Source organism: Vibrio zhanjiangensis (assembly GCF_030161235.1).
Taxonomy (GTDB): Bacteria; Pseudomonadota; Gammaproteobacteria; order Enterobacterales; family Vibrionaceae; genus Vibrio; species Vibrio zhanjiangensis.
On sequence record NZ_BSPW01000080.1, the window covers coordinates 20,566 to 34,559 of the forward strand.

At 45.5% G+C, this 13,994-nt stretch carries 26 protein-coding genes and 1 pseudogene; 23 read left to right on the forward strand and 4 right to left on the reverse strand.

Features of this window, described 5'->3' with window-relative positions:
- The first annotated feature begins 2 nt into the window (after positions 1-2).
- From rplV to rplQ, 22 genes are all read left to right on the forward strand, one after another.
- Entirely contained in the window at positions 3-335 is a 333-nt protein-coding gene (rplV, locus tag QQK21_RS17610) for a 50S ribosomal protein L22 (protein ID WP_284193498.1), read from the forward strand.
- Between the two features lie 17 nt (positions 336-352).
- The gene (rpsC, locus tag QQK21_RS17615; RefSeq protein WP_284193499.1) at positions 353-1,051 is read left to right on the forward strand and encodes a 30S ribosomal protein S3; all 699 of its coding nucleotides are present in this window, start codon (positions 353-355) and stop codon (positions 1,049-1,051) included.
- An 11-nt stretch (positions 1,052-1,062) separates the two neighbouring features.
- The gene (gene rplP, locus QQK21_RS17620) at positions 1,063-1,473 is read left to right on the forward strand and encodes a 50S ribosomal protein L16 (protein ID WP_284193500.1); all 411 of its coding nucleotides are present in this window, start codon (positions 1,063-1,065) and stop codon (positions 1,471-1,473) included.
- Positions 1,473-1,664, forward strand: a complete 192-nt coding sequence (gene rpmC, locus QQK21_RS17625; RefSeq protein ID WP_284193511.1) for a 50S ribosomal protein L29 — start codon at positions 1,473-1,475, stop codon at positions 1,662-1,664. The genes rplP and rpmC overlap by 1 nt, the downstream gene beginning before the upstream one ends.
- A complete protein-coding gene (rpsQ, locus tag QQK21_RS17630) occupies positions 1,664-1,918 on the forward strand; it encodes a 30S ribosomal protein S17 (RefSeq protein ID WP_284193501.1) in 255 nt (84 codons plus the stop codon). The genes rpmC and rpsQ overlap by 1 nt, the downstream gene beginning before the upstream one ends.
- A 161-nt stretch (positions 1,919-2,079) precedes the next feature.
- Positions 2,080-2,451, forward strand: coding sequence for a 50S ribosomal protein L14 (gene rplN, locus QQK21_RS17635; RefSeq protein WP_004410450.1), 372 nt, complete (start codon positions 2,080-2,082; stop codon positions 2,449-2,451).
- A gap of 13 nt (positions 2,452-2,464) precedes the next feature.
- Positions 2,465-2,782 carry a 50S ribosomal protein L24 gene (gene rplX, locus QQK21_RS17640; protein ID WP_114787357.1) on the forward strand — a complete coding sequence of 106 codons (318 nt, stop codon included), beginning with the start codon at positions 2,465-2,467 and terminating at the stop codon, positions 2,780-2,782.
- 22 nt (positions 2,783-2,804) lie between these two features.
- Complete coding sequence (gene rplE, locus QQK21_RS17645; RefSeq protein ID WP_284193502.1) at positions 2,805-3,344, forward strand: 50S ribosomal protein L5; 540 nt, start codon at positions 2,805-2,807, stop codon at positions 3,342-3,344.
- Positions 3,345-3,361: 17 nt separating this feature from the next.
- Positions 3,362-3,667 carry a 30S ribosomal protein S14 gene (gene rpsN, locus QQK21_RS17650; protein ID WP_114787355.1) on the forward strand — a complete coding sequence of 102 codons (306 nt, stop codon included), beginning with the start codon at positions 3,362-3,364 and terminating at the stop codon, positions 3,665-3,667.
- Between the two features lie 29 nt (positions 3,668-3,696).
- Complete coding sequence (gene rpsH / locus QQK21_RS17655; protein WP_152431375.1) at positions 3,697-4,089, forward strand: 30S ribosomal protein S8; 393 nt, start codon at positions 3,697-3,699, stop codon at positions 4,087-4,089.
- Between the two features lie 12 nt (positions 4,090-4,101).
- Entirely contained in the window at positions 4,102-4,635 is a 534-nt protein-coding gene (gene rplF / locus QQK21_RS17660) for a 50S ribosomal protein L6 (RefSeq protein ID WP_284193503.1), read from the forward strand.
- Positions 4,636-4,644: 9 nt separating this feature from the next.
- Positions 4,645-4,998: a 50S ribosomal protein L18 gene (rplR, locus tag QQK21_RS17665; protein WP_114787352.1), complete on the forward strand. Its 354-nt coding sequence runs from the start codon at positions 4,645-4,647 to the stop codon at positions 4,996-4,998.
- A 14-nt stretch (positions 4,999-5,012) separates the two neighbouring features.
- A complete protein-coding gene (gene rpsE, locus QQK21_RS17670) occupies positions 5,013-5,516 on the forward strand; it encodes a 30S ribosomal protein S5 (RefSeq protein WP_114787351.1) in 504 nt (167 codons plus the stop codon).
- Positions 5,517-5,523: 7 nt separating this feature from the next.
- Entirely contained in the window at positions 5,524-5,700 is a 177-nt protein-coding gene (gene rpmD / locus QQK21_RS17675; protein WP_114787350.1) for a 50S ribosomal protein L30, read from the forward strand.
- Between the two features lie 5 nt (positions 5,701-5,705).
- Positions 5,706-6,140 carry a 50S ribosomal protein L15 gene (rplO, locus tag QQK21_RS17680; RefSeq protein ID WP_284193504.1) on the forward strand — a complete coding sequence of 145 codons (435 nt, stop codon included), beginning with the start codon at positions 5,706-5,708 and terminating at the stop codon, positions 6,138-6,140.
- Positions 6,141-6,160: 20 nt separating this feature from the next.
- Positions 6,161-7,495 carry a preprotein translocase subunit SecY gene (gene secY / locus QQK21_RS17685; RefSeq protein WP_284193505.1) on the forward strand — a complete coding sequence of 445 codons (1,335 nt, stop codon included), beginning with the start codon at positions 6,161-6,163 and terminating at the stop codon, positions 7,493-7,495.
- A 26-nt stretch (positions 7,496-7,521) separates the two neighbouring features.
- Positions 7,522-7,635, forward strand: coding sequence for a 50S ribosomal protein L36 (rpmJ, locus tag QQK21_RS17690; RefSeq protein ID WP_000868186.1), 114 nt, complete (start codon positions 7,522-7,524; stop codon positions 7,633-7,635).
- A 149-nt stretch (positions 7,636-7,784) separates the two neighbouring features.
- Complete coding sequence (rpsM, locus tag QQK21_RS17695) at positions 7,785-8,141, forward strand: 30S ribosomal protein S13 (RefSeq protein ID WP_114787349.1); 357 nt, start codon at positions 7,785-7,787, stop codon at positions 8,139-8,141.
- 18 nt (positions 8,142-8,159) lie between these two features.
- Complete coding sequence (gene rpsK, locus QQK21_RS17700) at positions 8,160-8,549, forward strand: 30S ribosomal protein S11 (protein WP_001118870.1); 390 nt, start codon at positions 8,160-8,162, stop codon at positions 8,547-8,549.
- Positions 8,550-8,576: 27 nt separating this feature from the next.
- Positions 8,577-9,197 (forward strand): 30S ribosomal protein S4, encoded by a 621-nt coding sequence (gene rpsD, locus QQK21_RS17705; RefSeq protein ID WP_006963204.1) that lies wholly within the window; start codon positions 8,577-8,579, stop codon positions 9,195-9,197.
- A 23-nt stretch (positions 9,198-9,220) separates the two neighbouring features.
- Positions 9,221-10,213 (forward strand): DNA-directed RNA polymerase subunit alpha, encoded by a 993-nt coding sequence (locus QQK21_RS17710; protein WP_284193506.1) that lies wholly within the window; start codon positions 9,221-9,223, stop codon positions 10,211-10,213.
- Positions 10,214-10,239: 26 nt separating this feature from the next.
- Complete coding sequence (gene rplQ / locus QQK21_RS17715) at positions 10,240-10,620, forward strand: 50S ribosomal protein L17 (protein ID WP_005383141.1); 381 nt, start codon at positions 10,240-10,242, stop codon at positions 10,618-10,620.
- Positions 10,621-10,747: 127 nt separating this feature from the next.
- Here rplQ and bamJ read toward each other — a convergent pair whose 3' ends face one another.
- Positions 10,748-11,368, reverse strand: coding sequence for a BamJ family beta-barrel-assembly machinery protein (bamJ, locus tag QQK21_RS17720; RefSeq protein ID WP_284193507.1), 621 nt, complete (start codon positions 11,366-11,368; stop codon positions 10,748-10,750).
- A gap of 235 nt (positions 11,369-11,603) precedes the next feature.
- On the opposite strand from bamJ, the gene QQK21_RS17725 reads away from it, so the two are divergent.
- Entirely contained in the window at positions 11,604-12,176 is a 573-nt protein-coding gene (locus QQK21_RS17725; protein ID WP_284193508.1) for a LysM-like peptidoglycan-binding domain-containing protein, read from the forward strand.
- A gap of 24 nt (positions 12,177-12,200) precedes the next feature.
- Here QQK21_RS17725 and QQK21_RS17730 read toward each other — a convergent pair whose 3' ends face one another.
- From QQK21_RS17730 to QQK21_RS17740, 3 genes and pseudogenes are all read right to left on the reverse strand, one after another.
- Entirely contained in the window at positions 12,201-13,061 is an 861-nt protein-coding gene (locus tag QQK21_RS17730) for a DMT family transporter (RefSeq protein ID WP_284193509.1), read from the reverse strand.
- Between the two features lies 1 nt (position 13,062).
- The gene (locus tag QQK21_RS17735) at positions 13,063-13,515 is read right to left on the reverse strand and encodes a GNAT family N-acetyltransferase (protein WP_284193510.1); all 453 of its coding nucleotides are present in this window, start codon (positions 13,513-13,515) and stop codon (positions 13,063-13,065) included.
- 70 nt (positions 13,516-13,585) lie between these two features.
- Positions 13,586-13,930, reverse strand: a pseudogene (locus tag QQK21_RS17740) (Crp/Fnr family transcriptional regulator); the annotation flags it as partial.
- Positions 13,931-13,994 lie beyond the last annotated feature (64 nt).

Below are 13,994 nucleotides of genomic sequence, written 5' to 3' on the forward strand. Positions count from 1 at the left end.
TGATGGAAGCAGTAGCTAAACATAACTTTGCTCGCATTTCGCCTCAGAAAGCTCGCTTAGTTGCGGATCAAATCCGTGGTAAATCAGTTGATCAAGCTCTAGAAATTTTGACTTTCAGCAACAAAAAAGCGGCTGATTTAGTAAAGAAAGTTCTTGAGTCAGCTATCGCGAACGCGGAGCACAACGAAGGTGCAGATATCGACGACCTAAGTGTCGCAAAGATCTTCGTAGATGAAGGCCCTATCATGAAGCGTATTATGCCTCGTGCTAAAGGTCGTGCGGATCGTATCTTGAAGCGTTCAAGCCACATCACTGTTGTTGTTGCAGACGCTTGAGACTAGGAGAGTAAGCAATGGGTCAGAAAGTACATCCAAATGGTATTCGTCTTGGCATCGTTAAGCCTTGGAATGCTACATGGTTTGCTAATACCAAAGAATTCGCTGACAACCTAGACGGCGACTTCAAGGTACGTCAGTTCCTTTCAAACGAACTGAAAAAAGCGTCTCTATCACGCATCGTTATCGAGCGTCCTGCTAAGAGCATCCGTGTGACTATTCACACAGCTCGTCCAGGCGTTGTAATCGGTAAGAAAGGTGAAGACGTTGAGAAGCTACGCGCAGCTGTAGCTAAAATTGCAGGTGTACCAGCGCAAATTAACATCGCTGAAGTACGTAAGCCTGAACTAGATGCACAACTTGTTGGTGACAGCATCGCGTCTCAGCTAGAGCGTCGTGTTATGTTCCGTCGTGCTATGAAGCGTGCGGTACAAAACGCTATGCGTCTAGGTGCTAAAGGTATCAAAGTAGAAGTAAGTGGTCGTCTAGGCGGCGCTGAAATCGCACGTTCAGAGTGGTACCGTGAAGGTCGTGTACCTCTACACACTCTACGTGCTGACATTGATTACGCAACTTCTTCGGCTCACACACAATACGGTGTGATCGGCATTAAAGTTTGGATCTTCAAAGGTGAGATCCTAGGCGGTATGCCATCAGCTAACGCTGTAGAGCCTAAAGGCGATAAGCCTAAGAAGCAGCGCAAAGGCCGTAAGTAAGGAGTCGATAGATGCTACAACCTAAACGTACTAAGTTCCGTAAGGTTCACACAGGTCGTAACCGTGGTCTAGCTAAAGGTACTGAAGTAAGCTTCGGCGAATTCGGTCTTAAAGCAACTGGCCGTGGTCGTCTAACTGCTCGTCAGATCGAAGCGGCACGTCGTGCGATGACACGTCACGTTAAGCGTCAAGGTAAAATCTGGATCCGTGTGTTCCCAGACAAACCTATCACAGAAAAACCACTTGAAGTTCGTCAAGGTAAGGGTAAAGGTAACGTTGAGTACTGGGTAGCCCAAATCCAACCTGGCAAGGTAATGTACGAAATGGGTGGTGTACCTGAAGAATTGGCACGTGAAGCGTTCCGCCTAGCGGCTCGTAAACTGCCTTTCAAGACTACATTTGTAATTAAGCAGGTGATGTGATGAAAGCACAAGATCTACGCGAAAAGAGCGTTGAAGAGCTTAACTCTGAGCTATTAGGTTTGCTACGCGAACAGTTCAACCTGCGCATGCAGGCAGCGACTGGTCAGCTACAGCAGACTCATACTCTGAAAGCTGTACGCCGTGATATCGCACGTGTGAAAACTGTTTTGACTGAGAAGGCAGGCGCATAATGAGCGAAGTAAAACGTACTCAACAAGGTCGTGTTGTTAGCGATAAGATGGACAAGTCTATCGTTGTTGCTATCGAGCGCATGGTTAAACACCCAATTTACGGCAAGTTCGTAAAGCGCACGACTAAAGTACACGCACATGACGAGAACAACGAGTGTGGCCTAGGCGACACAGTTGAAATCGCAGAGTGCCGTCCTCTGTCTAAGACTAAGTCTTGGGCATTGGTAAAAGTTCTAGAAAAAGCGAAGATTTAATTTCGTTGATTCTATGAAAAAGCGGCTCCAAAAAATATTTTGGGGCCGTTTATTTTTTGACTACCCAATTACATAAAAGGGTGGTACAATTCGCGTCCCTTTTAAAGAGGCAGCCCGACCCGTGAGGGTCTAGTTTTTTTTATATTTAGCGGAGCACTAACATGATCCAAATGCAAAGTATGCTGGACGCAGCTGATAACTCAGGCGCACGCAGCGTAATGTGTATTAAGGTTCTGGGTGGCTCTCATCGCCGTTATGCACACATCGGTGACGTTATCAAAGTTACTGTTAAGGAAGCAATTCCTCGCGGTAAAGTTAAAAAAGGTGACGTTCTGAAGGCGGTGGTAGTTCGCACCCGTAAAGGCGTACGTCGTCCTGACGGTTCTGTCATTCGCTTCGACCGAAATGCTTGCGTATTGTTAAACGACAACACTGAGCAACCAATCGGTACACGTATCTTTGGTCCTGTGACACGCGAACTTCGTGGCGATAAGTTCATGAAGATCGTTTCACTGGCTCCAGAAGTTCTGTAAGGAGCACGTAGAAATGGCAGCTAAAATCCGTCGTAATGACGAAGTAATCGTTCTTGCTGGTAAAGATAAAGGCAAGAAAGGTAAAGTAACTAAGGTTCTAGCAACTGGTAAAGTTTTCGTTGAAGGCATTAACCTTGTTAAGAAACATCAAAAACCTGTTCCTGCAATGAATATCCAAGGTGGTATTGTTGAGCAAGAAGCAGCTATCGATGTATCTAACGTGGCTATTTTCAACGCAGCTACTGGTAAAGCTGACCGTATCGGTTTCCGTTTTGAAGACGGCAAGAAAGTTCGTTTCTTCAAGTCTAACGGCGAAACCGTTTCTAACTAATAGAGTAATTTGGAGTTCTACTATGGCGAAACTGCATGATTACTACAAGTCGTCTGTAGTCGCTGAATTGACCAAACAATTCGGCTACACAAGCGTCATGCAAGTCCCTAGAATCGAGAAAATCACCCTAAACATGGGTGTTGGTGAAGCAATTAACGATAAGAAACTGCTAGAAAATGCAGCGTCTGACATGGCAACGATCTCTGGTCAAAAGCCACTTGTTACTAAAGCGCGCAAATCTGTTGCAGGCTTTAAAATTCGTGAAGGCTACCCTATCGGTTGTAAAGTAACCTTGCGTGGCGAACGTATGTGGGATTTTCTTGAGCGTCTTATTTCGATCGCTCTACCACGTGTACGTGACTTCCGTGGTGTTAGCGCTAAGTCTTTTGACGGACGCGGTAACTACAGCATGGGCGTTCGCGAGCAAATCATCTTCCCGGAAATCGACTTTGATAAAGTTGATAAAGTACGCGGTCTAGACATCACTATTACGACGTCTGCTGGTACTGATGAGGAAGGCCGTGCTCTGCTGGCTGCCTTTAACTTCCCATTCCGTAAGTAAGGTGAAGGGTTACTGTTATGGCTAAAAATTCAATGAAAGCACGTGAAGTAAAACGTGCGAAGCTAGTAGCTAAGTATGCTGAAAAGCGTGCAGCGCTAAAAGCTATCATCAGCGATGTAAACGCATCTGAAGAAGATCGTTGGAACGCAGTTCTTAAATTGCAAACTCTTCCACGTGATTCAAGTGCATCACGTCAGCGCAACCGTTGTAACCAAACTGGTCGTCCACACGGTTACCTACGTAAGTTCGGTCTAAGCCGTATCAAAGTTCGTGAAGCTTGCATGAAAGGCGAGATTCCTGGACTTCGTAAGGCTAGCTGGTAATTGCCACTTAATCATTTGGAGTAAATCATATGAGCATGCAAGATCCGATTTCGGATATGCTGACCCGCGTTCGTAACGGTCAGGCAGCAAACAAAGTTGCTGTTAAAATGCCTTCTTCAAAGCTTAAAGTTGCAATTGCTGCACTACTAAAAGCTGAAGGTTACATCACTGATTTCGCTGTTGAAGGCGAAGTAAAACCTGAGCTAGAAGTTACTCTTAAGTACTTCCAAGCTAAACCAGTAATCGAGCAACTTAAGCGTGTTTCTCGTCCAGGTCTACGCGTTTACAAGAAGAAAGATGATCTTCCTTCTGTAATGGGTGGTCTTGGTGTTGCTATCGTTTCAACTTCCAAGGGTCTGATGTCAGACCGTGCTGCCCGTAAAGCAGGTCTTGGCGGTGAAATCATCTGCTACGTAGCGTAATAGGAGTAGAATATGTCTCGTGTTGCTAAAGCACCTGTCGCTATTCCAGCTGGCGTAGAGGTGAAACTAAACGGCCAAGAAATCACTGTTAAAGGTGCTAAGGGCGAACTATCTCGCGTTCTTAACGATGCGGTGGTAGTTGCTCAGGAAGAGAGCAACCTAACCTTCGGTCCTAAAGAAGGTGTTGTTAATGCATGGGCTCAAGCAGGTACTGCTCGCGCTCTAGTAAACAACATGGTTGTTGGTGTTACTGAAGGCTTTACTAAGAAGCTAACTCTTAAAGGTGTAGGTTACCGTGCTGCTATTAAAGGCAACGCTGTATCTCTAACACTAGGCTTCTCACACCCTGTTGAGCACGAGTTGCCAAAGGGTATTAAAGCTGAATGTCCAAGCCAAACTGAAATTGTACTTACTGGTTGTGATAAGCAACAAGTAGGTCAAGTTGCGGCTGACATTCGTTCTTACCGTGAACCTGAGCCATACAAAGGCAAAGGTGTTCGTTACGCAGATGAAAATGTGCGTACTAAAGAAGCTAAGAAGAAGTAAGGTAACACTATGGATAAGAAAGCATCTCGCATCCGTCGTGCTACACGCGCACGTCGTAAGATTGCAGAACTGGGTGCAACTCGCCTAGTAGTACACCGTACTCCTCGTCACGTGTACGCTCAGGTTATCGCATCAAACGGCTCTGAGGTTATCGCAGCAGCTTCTACTGTAGAAAAAGCGATCCGTGAGCAAGTGAAGAACACTGGTAACATCGATGCAGCTAAAGCAGTAGGTAAAGCTGTTGCTGAGCGCGCGCTAGAAAAAGGCGTAGCGTCAGTTGCATTTGATCGTTCTGGTTTCCAATACCACGGTCGAGTAGCGGCGCTAGCAGAATCTGCTCGCGAAGCTGGTCTGAAATTCTAAGGTAGGGTTGGAAGATGGCTAAAGAACAACAAGTTCAAGCGAATGATTTGCAAGAAAAGCTAATCGCAGTTAACCGTGTATCTAAAACGGTTAAAGGTGGTCGAATCATGAGCTTTACTGCACTAACAGTAGTTGGTGACGGTAATGGTCGCGTAGGTTTCGGTTACGGTAAAGCCCGTGAAGTACCTGCAGCGATTCAAAAAGCAATGGAAAAAGCGCGTCGTAATATGACGACTATCGCGCTTAACGAAGGCACACTTTTCCACCCGGTAAAAGGTCGCCACTCGGGCTCTAAAGTTTACATGCAGCCAGCTGCAGAAGGTACAGGTGTAATCGCAGGTGGTGCGATGCGTGCAGTACTAGAAGTAGCAGGTGTACATAACGTACTATCTAAAGCATACGGTTCTACGAACCCTATCAACATCGTTCGTGCTACGATCGATGCACTAGATAGCATGAAGTCGCCAGAAATGGTTGCTGCTAAACGTGGTCTAACTGTTGAATCTATTTCGGAGTAAGAACACCATGGCAACTATTAAAGTTACTCAAACTAAAAGCTCTATTGGTCGTCTACCTAAGCACAAATTGTGCTTAAAGGGTCTAGGCCTTCGTAAAATCAACCATACTGTAGAACTTGAAGATACTCCGTGTGTACGCGGAATGATCAACAAGGTTTTCTACATGGTTAAAGTTGAGGAGTAATCAGAATGCGTTTGAATACTCTATCACCGGCTGCGGGTTCTAAGCCTTCTGCGAAGCGCGTAGGTCGTGGTATCGGTTCTGGCCTTGGTAAAACCGGTGGTCGTGGCCACAAAGGTCAAAAGTCACGTTCTGGCGGCAGTGTTCGTCCAGGCTTCGAAGGTGGTCAAATGCCTTTGAAACAACGTCTACCTAAATTCGGCTTCACTTCTCGTAAGAGTCTTGTGTCTGCTGAAGTTCGTCTAGCTGAGCTAGCGAAAGTAACAGGTGACGTCGTTGACCTAAACAGCCTTAAAGCTGCTAACGTCATCACTAAGAATATCGAATTTGTTAAAGTTGTTCTTTCTGGTGATATTAACAAAGCAGTGACTGTTAAAGGTCTACGTGTGACTAAAGGCGCTAAAGCTGCTATCGAAGCTGCTGGCGGTAAAATCGAGGAATAATCTCGAGGAACGAGGTACAGATGGCTAAGAAACCAGGACAAGATTTTCGTAGTGCTCAGAGCGGCTTAAGTGAACTGAAGTCGCGCTTGTTATTCGTAATTGGTGCACTTTTAGTATTCCGAGCAGGCTCTTTTGTGCCGATTCCTGGTATTGACGCTGCTGTACTTGCCGATTTGTTCGAACAGCAAAAAGGTACCATCGTTGAAATGTTTAACATGTTCTCCGGTGGTGCACTTGAGCGTGCATCTATATTAGCGTTGGGCATCATGCCGTATATTTCGGCATCGATTGTTGTCCAACTACTAACCGTAGTTCATCCAGCGTTAGCTGAACTCAAGAAAGAGGGTGAAGCAGGCCGTCGTAAGATAAGCCAATATACGCGATATGGCACGCTTGTACTTGCAACATTCCAAGCCATTGGTATTGCAACTGGCCTACCAAACATGGTCGACAATCTGGTTGTTATCAACCAAACCATGTTTACGCTAATTGCTACCGTAAGTTTAGTAACCGGCACCATGTTTTTGATGTGGTTAGGTGAACAAATTACAGAGCGCGGAATCGGTAACGGTATTTCGTTACTTATCTTTGCAGGTATTGTTGCTGGATTGCCTTCTGCAATCGGTCAAACAATCGAGCAAGCGCGTCAAGGTGAATTGCATGTACTTCTTCTGCTGTTGATTGTTGTACTGTCTTTTGCAGTGATCTATTTCGTTGTTTTCATGGAGCGTGGTCAACGTCGAATCGTTGTTAACTATGCGAAACGTCAACAAGGTCGTAAGGTCTTTGCTGCACAAAGCACACACTTGCCACTTAAAATTAATATGGCAGGTGTTATTCCAGCAATCTTTGCATCTAGTATTATACTGTTTCCAGGAACACTGGCGCAGTGGTTTGGTCAAAATGGTGAGAGCAGCGCGCTTGGTTGGTTAACTGACGTGTCTTTGGCTCTTAGCCCAGGTCAGCCTTTATATGTAATGTTATATGCAGCGGCGATTATTTTCTTCTGTTTCTTCTACACGGCGTTGGTATTCAACCCTAGAGAAACAGCGGATAACCTGAAGAAGTCTGGTGCATTCGTACCCGGCATCCGCCCAGGTGAGCAGACAGCTAAGTATATAGATAAAGTGATGACGCGTTTAACCCTTGCGGGTGCGCTATACATTACTTTTATCTGTCTGATTCCAGAGTTCATGATGGTCGCGTGGAACGTACGTTTCTACTTCGGCGGAACATCACTACTTATCGTAGTAGTGGTTATCATGGACTTTATGGCACAGGTACAGACTCATCTGATGTCTCAACAGTATGATTCTGTGTTGAAAAAGGCAAACCTGAAAGGCTATGGCCGATAATCGGGTTTCATTTACGGAGTTTAGCAATGAAAGTTCGTGCTTCCGTTAAAAAAATCTGCCGTAACTGTAAAGTTATCAAGCGTAACGGTGTCGTTCGCGTGATTTGCAGTGAGCCAAAGCACAAACAGCGCCAAGGCTAATAAGCAGAAATTTTTACTTGAAATATAAGGTAGCGTTGAGTATATTGCTCGGCCTACCTTTTGCGTGCAAAAGAAGTAGTATTCCGCAGCGTATCCATAACGGGCTTTGCTGCGGCTAATTCTTTTATAGAAACACTTAGGAGTGAATAATGGCCCGTATAGCAGGCATTAACATTCCTGATCAGAAACATGCTGTAATCGCACTAACAGCGATCTACGGCATCGGTAAGACTCGCTCTCAAGCTATCCTAGCTGAAGTGGGTATTGCTGAGCATGTTAAGATCAGTGAACTAACTGAAGAGCAGATCGATCAACTGCGTGATGGTGTAGCTAAGTACACTGTAGAAGGTGATCTACGTCGTGAAGTATCAATGAACATCAAGCGTCTAATGGACCTTGGTTGTTACCGTGGTCTTCGTCATCGTCGCAGTCTACCACTACGTGGACAGCGTACTAAAACCAATGCTCGCACCCGTAAGGGTCCGCGTAAGCCGATCAAGAAATAGTCGGGAAGGTAGAGTACAATGGCTAAACAACCAACTCGCGCTCGTAAGCGCGTACGCAAGCAAGTTGCAGATGGCGTTGCGCACATCCATGCATCTTTCAACAATACAATCGTAACTATTACTGACCGTCAAGGTAATGCTCTAGCGTGGGCTACTGCAGGTGGTTCAGGTTTCCGTGGTTCTCGTAAATCTACTCCGTTCGCGGCACAGGTAGCTGCTGAGCGTTGTGCTGAAATGGCTAAAGAATACGGTCTAAAGAACTTGGAAGTTATGGTTAAGGGTCCAGGTCCAGGTCGTGAATCTACGGTTCGCGCATTGAACGCTGCTGGTTTCCGCATCACAAACATTGTTGATGCTACACCAATCCCTCATAACGGTTGTCGTCCACCTAAGAAACGTCGTGTATAACGTTTTTTAGTTTACTGGAGAAAGATCATGGCAAGATATTTGGGTCCTAAGCTGAAGCTTAGCCGTCGTGAAGGCACTGACTTATTTCTTAAGTCTGGTGTTCGCGCGATCGATACCAAGTGTAAAATTGATAACGCACCAGGTGTACACGGCGCTCGTCGCGGTCGTCTATCTGAGTATGGCGTTCAGCTTCGTGAGAAGCAAAAAGTACGTCGCATGTACGGCGTTCTAGAAAAACAATTCCGTAACTACTACAAAGAAGCAGCGCGCCTTAAAGGCAACACTGGTGAAAACCTACTTCAGCTTCTTGAAGGTCGTCTTGATAACGTAGTTTACCGCATGGGCTTTGGTGCAACTCGCGCAGAAGCACGTCAGCTAGTTAGCCACAAAGCTATCCTAGTTAACGGTAAAGTTGTAAACGTTCCTTCTTTCAAAGTTGCGGCTAATGACGTTGTTTCTATCCGCGAGAAAGCAAAACAGCAATCTCGTATTAAGGCAGCTTTAGAAGTTGCTGAACAACGCGAAAAACCAACTTGGATTGAAGTAGATGGTGGTAAGATGGAAGGTACGTTTAAGCGTTTGCCTGAACGTTCAGATCTATCTGCTGACATCAACGAACAACTGATCGTCGAGCTTTACTCTAAGTAAGGTTAAACTAAAGAGAGGACACAATGCAGGGTTCTGTAACAGAATTTCTTAAGCCACGTCTTGTTGACATCGAACAAGTTAGCACGACACACGCAAAAGTAACTCTTGAGCCATTGGAGCGTGGCTTTGGTCACACTCTAGGTAATGCACTTCGCCGTATTCTTCTATCTTCTATGCCAGGTTGTGCTGTGACAGAAGTAGAGATTGAAGGCGTTCTACACGAATACAGCACTAAAGAAGGTGTTCAAGAAGATATTCTTGAAATTCTTCTTAACCTAAAAGGGTTGGCTGTACGCGTTGCCGAAGGCAAAGATGAAGTGTTTATTACGCTGAACAAATCAGGCTCGGGCCCTGTGGTTGCAGGTGACATCACCCATGATGGTGATGTAGAGATCACTAACCCAGACCACATTATCTGTCATTTAACAGATAACAACGCTGAGATCGCAATGCGTATCAAAGTAGAACGTGGTCGCGGTTACGTTCCAGCTTCAGCTCGTATCCATACTGAAGAAGATGAGCGCCCAATTGGTCGCCTTCTGGTTGACGCTACGTACAGCCCAGTAGACAAGATTGCTTACTCTGTAGAAGCGGCTCGTGTAGAGCAGCGTACAGACTTAGACAAGCTTGTCATCGACATGGAAACGAACGGTACTTTGGACCCTGAGGAAGCGATCCGTCGCGCAGCTACTATTCTAGCTGAGCAATTGGACGCATTCGTAGATCTACGTGATGTACGAGTTCCTGAGGAGAAAGAAGAGAAGCCAGAATTCGATCCGATCCTACTGCGTCCTGTAGACGATCTTGAACTAACAGTTCGCTCTGCAAACTGTTTGAAAGCAGAAGCGATTCACTACATCGGTGATCTTGTACAGCGCACTGAGGTTGAGCTACTTAAAACGCCTAACCTTGGTAAAAAGTCTCTTACAGAGATCAAAGACGTACTTGCATCACGTGGTCTGTCTCTAGGTATGCGCCTAGAAAACTGGCCACCAGCGTCTATCGCTGAAGATTAATCGATACTAGTTAGAAGGATTAGGTCATGCGCCATCGTAAGAGTGGTCGTCAACTCAACCGCAACAGCTCACATCGCAAAGCGATGTTCAGCAACATGGCTAGCTCTCTAGTACGTCATGAAGTTATCAAGACTACTTTGCCAAAAGCAAAAGAGCTTCGTCGCGTCGTTGAGCCTTTGATTACACTAGCTAAGACTGACAGCGTTGCAAACCGTCGTCTAGCATTTGCACGTACTCGTGACAACGAAGTAGTTGCAAAACTATTTAACGAACTAGGTCCACGTTTTGCTGCTCGTCAGGGCGGTTACACGCGTATCCTAAAAGCTGGCTTCCGTGCTGGTGATAAAGCTCCAATGGCTTACATTGAGCTTGTTGATCGCCCAGCTGCTGAAGAAGCTGCTGAGTAATCAGTTCGTAGTAACAAAAAAGCCGAGCATACGCTCGGCTTTTTTGTATCTGGAATACATTGATGTTAAGTATTTAGGTATAAAAAAGGCGGCTATAAAGCCGCCTTTGTATCGATTAAGCTCTAGATTACAGAATGTCTAGTAGCTCGACTTCAAACACTAGAGCAGCAAATGGAGGAATGGATGCACCTGCACCACGCTCACCATAGGCAAGGTCTTGAGGAATGTAGAGTTTCCACTTAGAGCCTACTGGCATAAGTTGTAGCGCTTCAACCCAACCTTTGATCACACCTGTTACTGGGAACTCGGCAGGTTGACCGCGAGATACTGAGCTGTCAAATACAGTACCGTCAGTTAACTCACCATGATAGTGAACACGAACCTGTTTGTCTGAAGTTGGGATTTCACCTGTACCTTCAGTTAGGATTTCGTATTGTAGACCTGACTCAAGTACTTTGATTTCTGGACGAAGAGCATTGTCTTTTAGGAAAGCTTCGCCATCGGCGGCGGCAGCTTTAGCCGCTTCTTGACGTGCAGACTCAGCACGTTGGTGCATGTCTTGAAGTGCCGAATTGATATCGTCAATTTCAATTGCTGGCATATCACCAACTAAAGCCGTTGCAATACCTGCTGCAATGGCATCGACGCTAAGACCCTCAAGACCAGAACCTGCTAACTGTTGGCCCATTTGTAGACCAATGCCGTAACTTGCCTTTTGTTCTACTGTTTCAAATTTAACTTCAGACATGATGTCTCTCTATGTTTAATGCATTTAAGGCACACAGGATACCAGTAATAAGACTAGGATGAAACGGCACTCGGGGTTGATGAGAATAATGCCCTCAATGTGAGAGTTAAGTCTGATTTTTTTGCCTCAAATAGCAATTTTGACCTGCACATTACCTAACACATTGAAAATCCCTATACTAGAGTGCGCTTCGTTTTTATACTTATAGCCGTGGACCTTAGGGAGAGCCAGCACAATGAACCGTAGAAAGAAAAAGCCTAAACAAGTCGATTATATTGAGCTAGTTCAGCACAAGATCGCCCAGATTGATTGGAAGGCTTTGGTTCGTTATATTCAAGATTTGTGGTTGGCGTTACCCAAGCTCCATCAAAGGGCTTTGATGGTGATTGTACCCATTGTATTGATTTTGCTGCTGCTTCCTTCACACGAAAAATCGTCTGCTTCCGAGCAAACTGATGCCTCCAATTTAAATCAGCGAGTTTCGGTGGATATCAACACCACTGGACTTAGCCAGCAGCGCTCTGATGAGCAGCAGAGCTTAAAATCTGATGTATGGCAGGAGTATACGGTTGAGAAGGGGGACACTTTGGCCCAAGTATTTCGCAACAACGACTTGGCCATGTCAGACCTCAATGCTTTGGTGCGCATCGAGGGCAGTGACAAACCTTTGAGTCAGATTAAAGCTGGTCAATTGGTTCGTTTTAAACTTGCCGAAGATGGGAAACTCGATATTTTGCAGCTTGAGAAAAATTCTCAATCTGTCATGTTCTTCCGTTTGTCTGATGGGGCATTTGGCCGCAGTAAATAGTCTACATATAGTTGGTTATGTAGCTCATGTTGATTTGCTCAGAGAGCGGGGTCTTCTTATCGGCAGCAATGGTAGTATAATGCAGAGAATACCTATTGCGGTGAGCCAGTCAGGGATCTCATCAAACCACCCTATGCCAAAAAGAGTCACAAATACCAAGCCAGAATATTCGGCAATGCCTATTTCGCCAGCAGGCGCTCTCCGATAAGCCAAAACGGCTAATCCATTGTATATAAGAATTAAAATGGCACCTGCCGCGATTAACATGATCTCGGTAAACCCTATTGGTTGCCAATATGCAGCAGCGGCAATGGTGGCCACAGGAATTGAGAGTACTGAAGTCCAAAATAGCGTGCTTATCATACTTTGCTGTTGTGGCAGCTTGCGAGCAGAAACGTTAAACAGGGCTAAGGTTGTCGCTGTCGTCAGCGCAAATAGAGCAGCCCAATGAAATTGAGAGGGTCTGAGAACAATGAGTACCCCTACGAAGCCTAGTATCGTCGCTAATATTTTACTTCGGGCGGGCGTTTCTCTCATCATCAGTATGGAAAGGGGCAACATAAGCAATGGAGCCGCATAAAATACCGCATTGGCACTGGCTAATGTCATATGAGTGATGGCAACCACCATACAGCCACTGCCAACGATGACCAGATGGGCGCGAAGGAGATTTAAGCCTGGTGCATGCAATTGGCGAGATACTTTACTTTCCCTTCTCCAAAAGGGGTAGATCACGGCTACAGAGATTAGTTGTCTAATGAAAATGTATTGAAATGGATGAACATCACCATCGAGTAACTTCACCATCACATCAGATAGAGAAGCACTCAAATTACCCGCAATCAAAAGCCATAAGGCGATGGTTTGTGAAGAAAGTTTGTTCATATTATCGATGCAGCTTCATATCGATATGAGGAATGCCATCTTCAAGATAAGGGTCCGACGTGCGTTGAAAGCCGTGCTGACTGTAATAGCTTTCCAAATGAGCTTGAGCACCTATCTCAATATCCTCACTAGGCCAAAGGTCTTGACACTCTGCCAGTGCCTGCTGAATGAGCTCATGTCCCAGTCCTCCACCTCTGTGAGTTTTTGCGGTTGTCACTCGGCCAATGCTTATCGATGAGTAGCTCATGTTTTTGGGCAGTAATCGCGCGTATGCGACCAATTCATCATCTTCATAGCCCAGTAAGTGGTGAACATCCGCCATACAATCCTTTCCGTCTAAATCAGGGTAGGGACAATGTTGCTCAACCACAAACACATCCACTCTTAGTTTCAGTACTTGGTATAGTTGGGTCGTCGTCAATTGCTCAAAAGTAACACGTTGCCAAGAGATCATAATCTACCTTTAGAGTGCGAATAGAGCTACTGAGCATACAGGCATAGACGCAACAAGACATTAACCATTGTTAATTTTTCTGGCGTTTTTTGATTCGACTTAGGCTAATAGGAGTGATACCTAAATAGGCCGCGATGTGATAATCGGTGAGCCTTTGTGGTAAATGTGGATAGTGCTGACAGAAAAGCTCATAGCGTTCTTCTGGCGTATACAGCAACATAAAACGTTCTTTATTCTCTTTGTACATGAGCTGAGTTTCCAACAGTTTTAGATAAATTGGCTGTTGCTCATTGCGCCAGTGGCGAAGCGTTGCAATAGGCAGGGAAAATAAAACACACGCGGTAAGTGACTCAAGTAAGTAAGGCGAGGCTTGCTGCTTAATTAAGCCTTCAAAGCCAATGATCCAATCTTCCTCCTGTAGTGGTCAACAAATTCCGGACACAGATTTAAGCCGATTCTCGGCATCCACTGGCGATAGC

Coding starts and splice junctions, on each gene's coding strand:
- rplV (WP_284193498.1), top strand. CDS start 3: ATGGAAGCAGTAGCTAAACATAACTTTGCTCGCATTTCGCCTCAGAAA.
- rpsC (WP_284193499.1), top strand. CDS start 353: ATGGGTCAGAAAGTACATCCAAATGGTATTCGTCTTGGCATCGTTAAG.
- rplP (WP_284193500.1), top strand. CDS start 1,063: ATGCTACAACCTAAACGTACTAAGTTCCGTAAGGTTCACACAGGTCGT.
- rpmC (WP_284193511.1), top strand. CDS start 1,473: ATGAAAGCACAAGATCTACGCGAAAAGAGCGTTGAAGAGCTTAACTCT.
- rpsQ (WP_284193501.1), top strand. CDS start 1,664: ATGAGCGAAGTAAAACGTACTCAACAAGGTCGTGTTGTTAGCGATAAG.
- rplN (WP_004410450.1), top strand. CDS start 2,080: ATGATCCAAATGCAAAGTATGCTGGACGCAGCTGATAACTCAGGCGCA.
- rplX (WP_114787357.1), top strand. CDS start 2,465: ATGGCAGCTAAAATCCGTCGTAATGACGAAGTAATCGTTCTTGCTGGT.
- rplE (WP_284193502.1), top strand. CDS start 2,805: ATGGCGAAACTGCATGATTACTACAAGTCGTCTGTAGTCGCTGAATTG.
- rpsN (WP_114787355.1), top strand. CDS start 3,362: ATGGCTAAAAATTCAATGAAAGCACGTGAAGTAAAACGTGCGAAGCTA.
- rpsH (WP_152431375.1), top strand. CDS start 3,697: ATGAGCATGCAAGATCCGATTTCGGATATGCTGACCCGCGTTCGTAAC.
- rplF (WP_284193503.1), top strand. CDS start 4,102: ATGTCTCGTGTTGCTAAAGCACCTGTCGCTATTCCAGCTGGCGTAGAG.
- rplR (WP_114787352.1), top strand. CDS start 4,645: ATGGATAAGAAAGCATCTCGCATCCGTCGTGCTACACGCGCACGTCGT.
- rpsE (WP_114787351.1), top strand. CDS start 5,013: ATGGCTAAAGAACAACAAGTTCAAGCGAATGATTTGCAAGAAAAGCTA.
- rpmD (WP_114787350.1), top strand. CDS start 5,524: ATGGCAACTATTAAAGTTACTCAAACTAAAAGCTCTATTGGTCGTCTA.
- rplO (WP_284193504.1), top strand. CDS start 5,706: ATGCGTTTGAATACTCTATCACCGGCTGCGGGTTCTAAGCCTTCTGCG.
- secY (WP_284193505.1), top strand. CDS start 6,161: ATGGCTAAGAAACCAGGACAAGATTTTCGTAGTGCTCAGAGCGGCTTA.
- rpmJ (WP_000868186.1), top strand. CDS start 7,522: ATGAAAGTTCGTGCTTCCGTTAAAAAAATCTGCCGTAACTGTAAAGTT.
- rpsM (WP_114787349.1), top strand. CDS start 7,785: ATGGCCCGTATAGCAGGCATTAACATTCCTGATCAGAAACATGCTGTA.
- rpsK (WP_001118870.1), top strand. CDS start 8,160: ATGGCTAAACAACCAACTCGCGCTCGTAAGCGCGTACGCAAGCAAGTT.
- rpsD (WP_006963204.1), top strand. CDS start 8,577: ATGGCAAGATATTTGGGTCCTAAGCTGAAGCTTAGCCGTCGTGAAGGC.
- QQK21_RS17710 (WP_284193506.1), top strand. CDS start 9,221: ATGCAGGGTTCTGTAACAGAATTTCTTAAGCCACGTCTTGTTGACATC.
- rplQ (WP_005383141.1), top strand. CDS start 10,240: ATGCGCCATCGTAAGAGTGGTCGTCAACTCAACCGCAACAGCTCACAT.
- bamJ (WP_284193507.1), bottom strand. CDS start 11,368: ATGTCTGAAGTTAAATTTGAAACAGTAGAACAAAAGGCAAGTTACGGC.
- QQK21_RS17725 (WP_284193508.1), top strand. CDS start 11,604: ATGAACCGTAGAAAGAAAAAGCCTAAACAAGTCGATTATATTGAGCTA.
- QQK21_RS17730 (WP_284193509.1), bottom strand. CDS start 13,061: ATGAACAAACTTTCTTCACAAACCATCGCCTTATGGCTTTTGATTGCG.
- QQK21_RS17735 (WP_284193510.1), bottom strand. CDS start 13,515: ATGATCTCTTGGCAACGTGTTACTTTTGAGCAATTGACGACGACCCAA.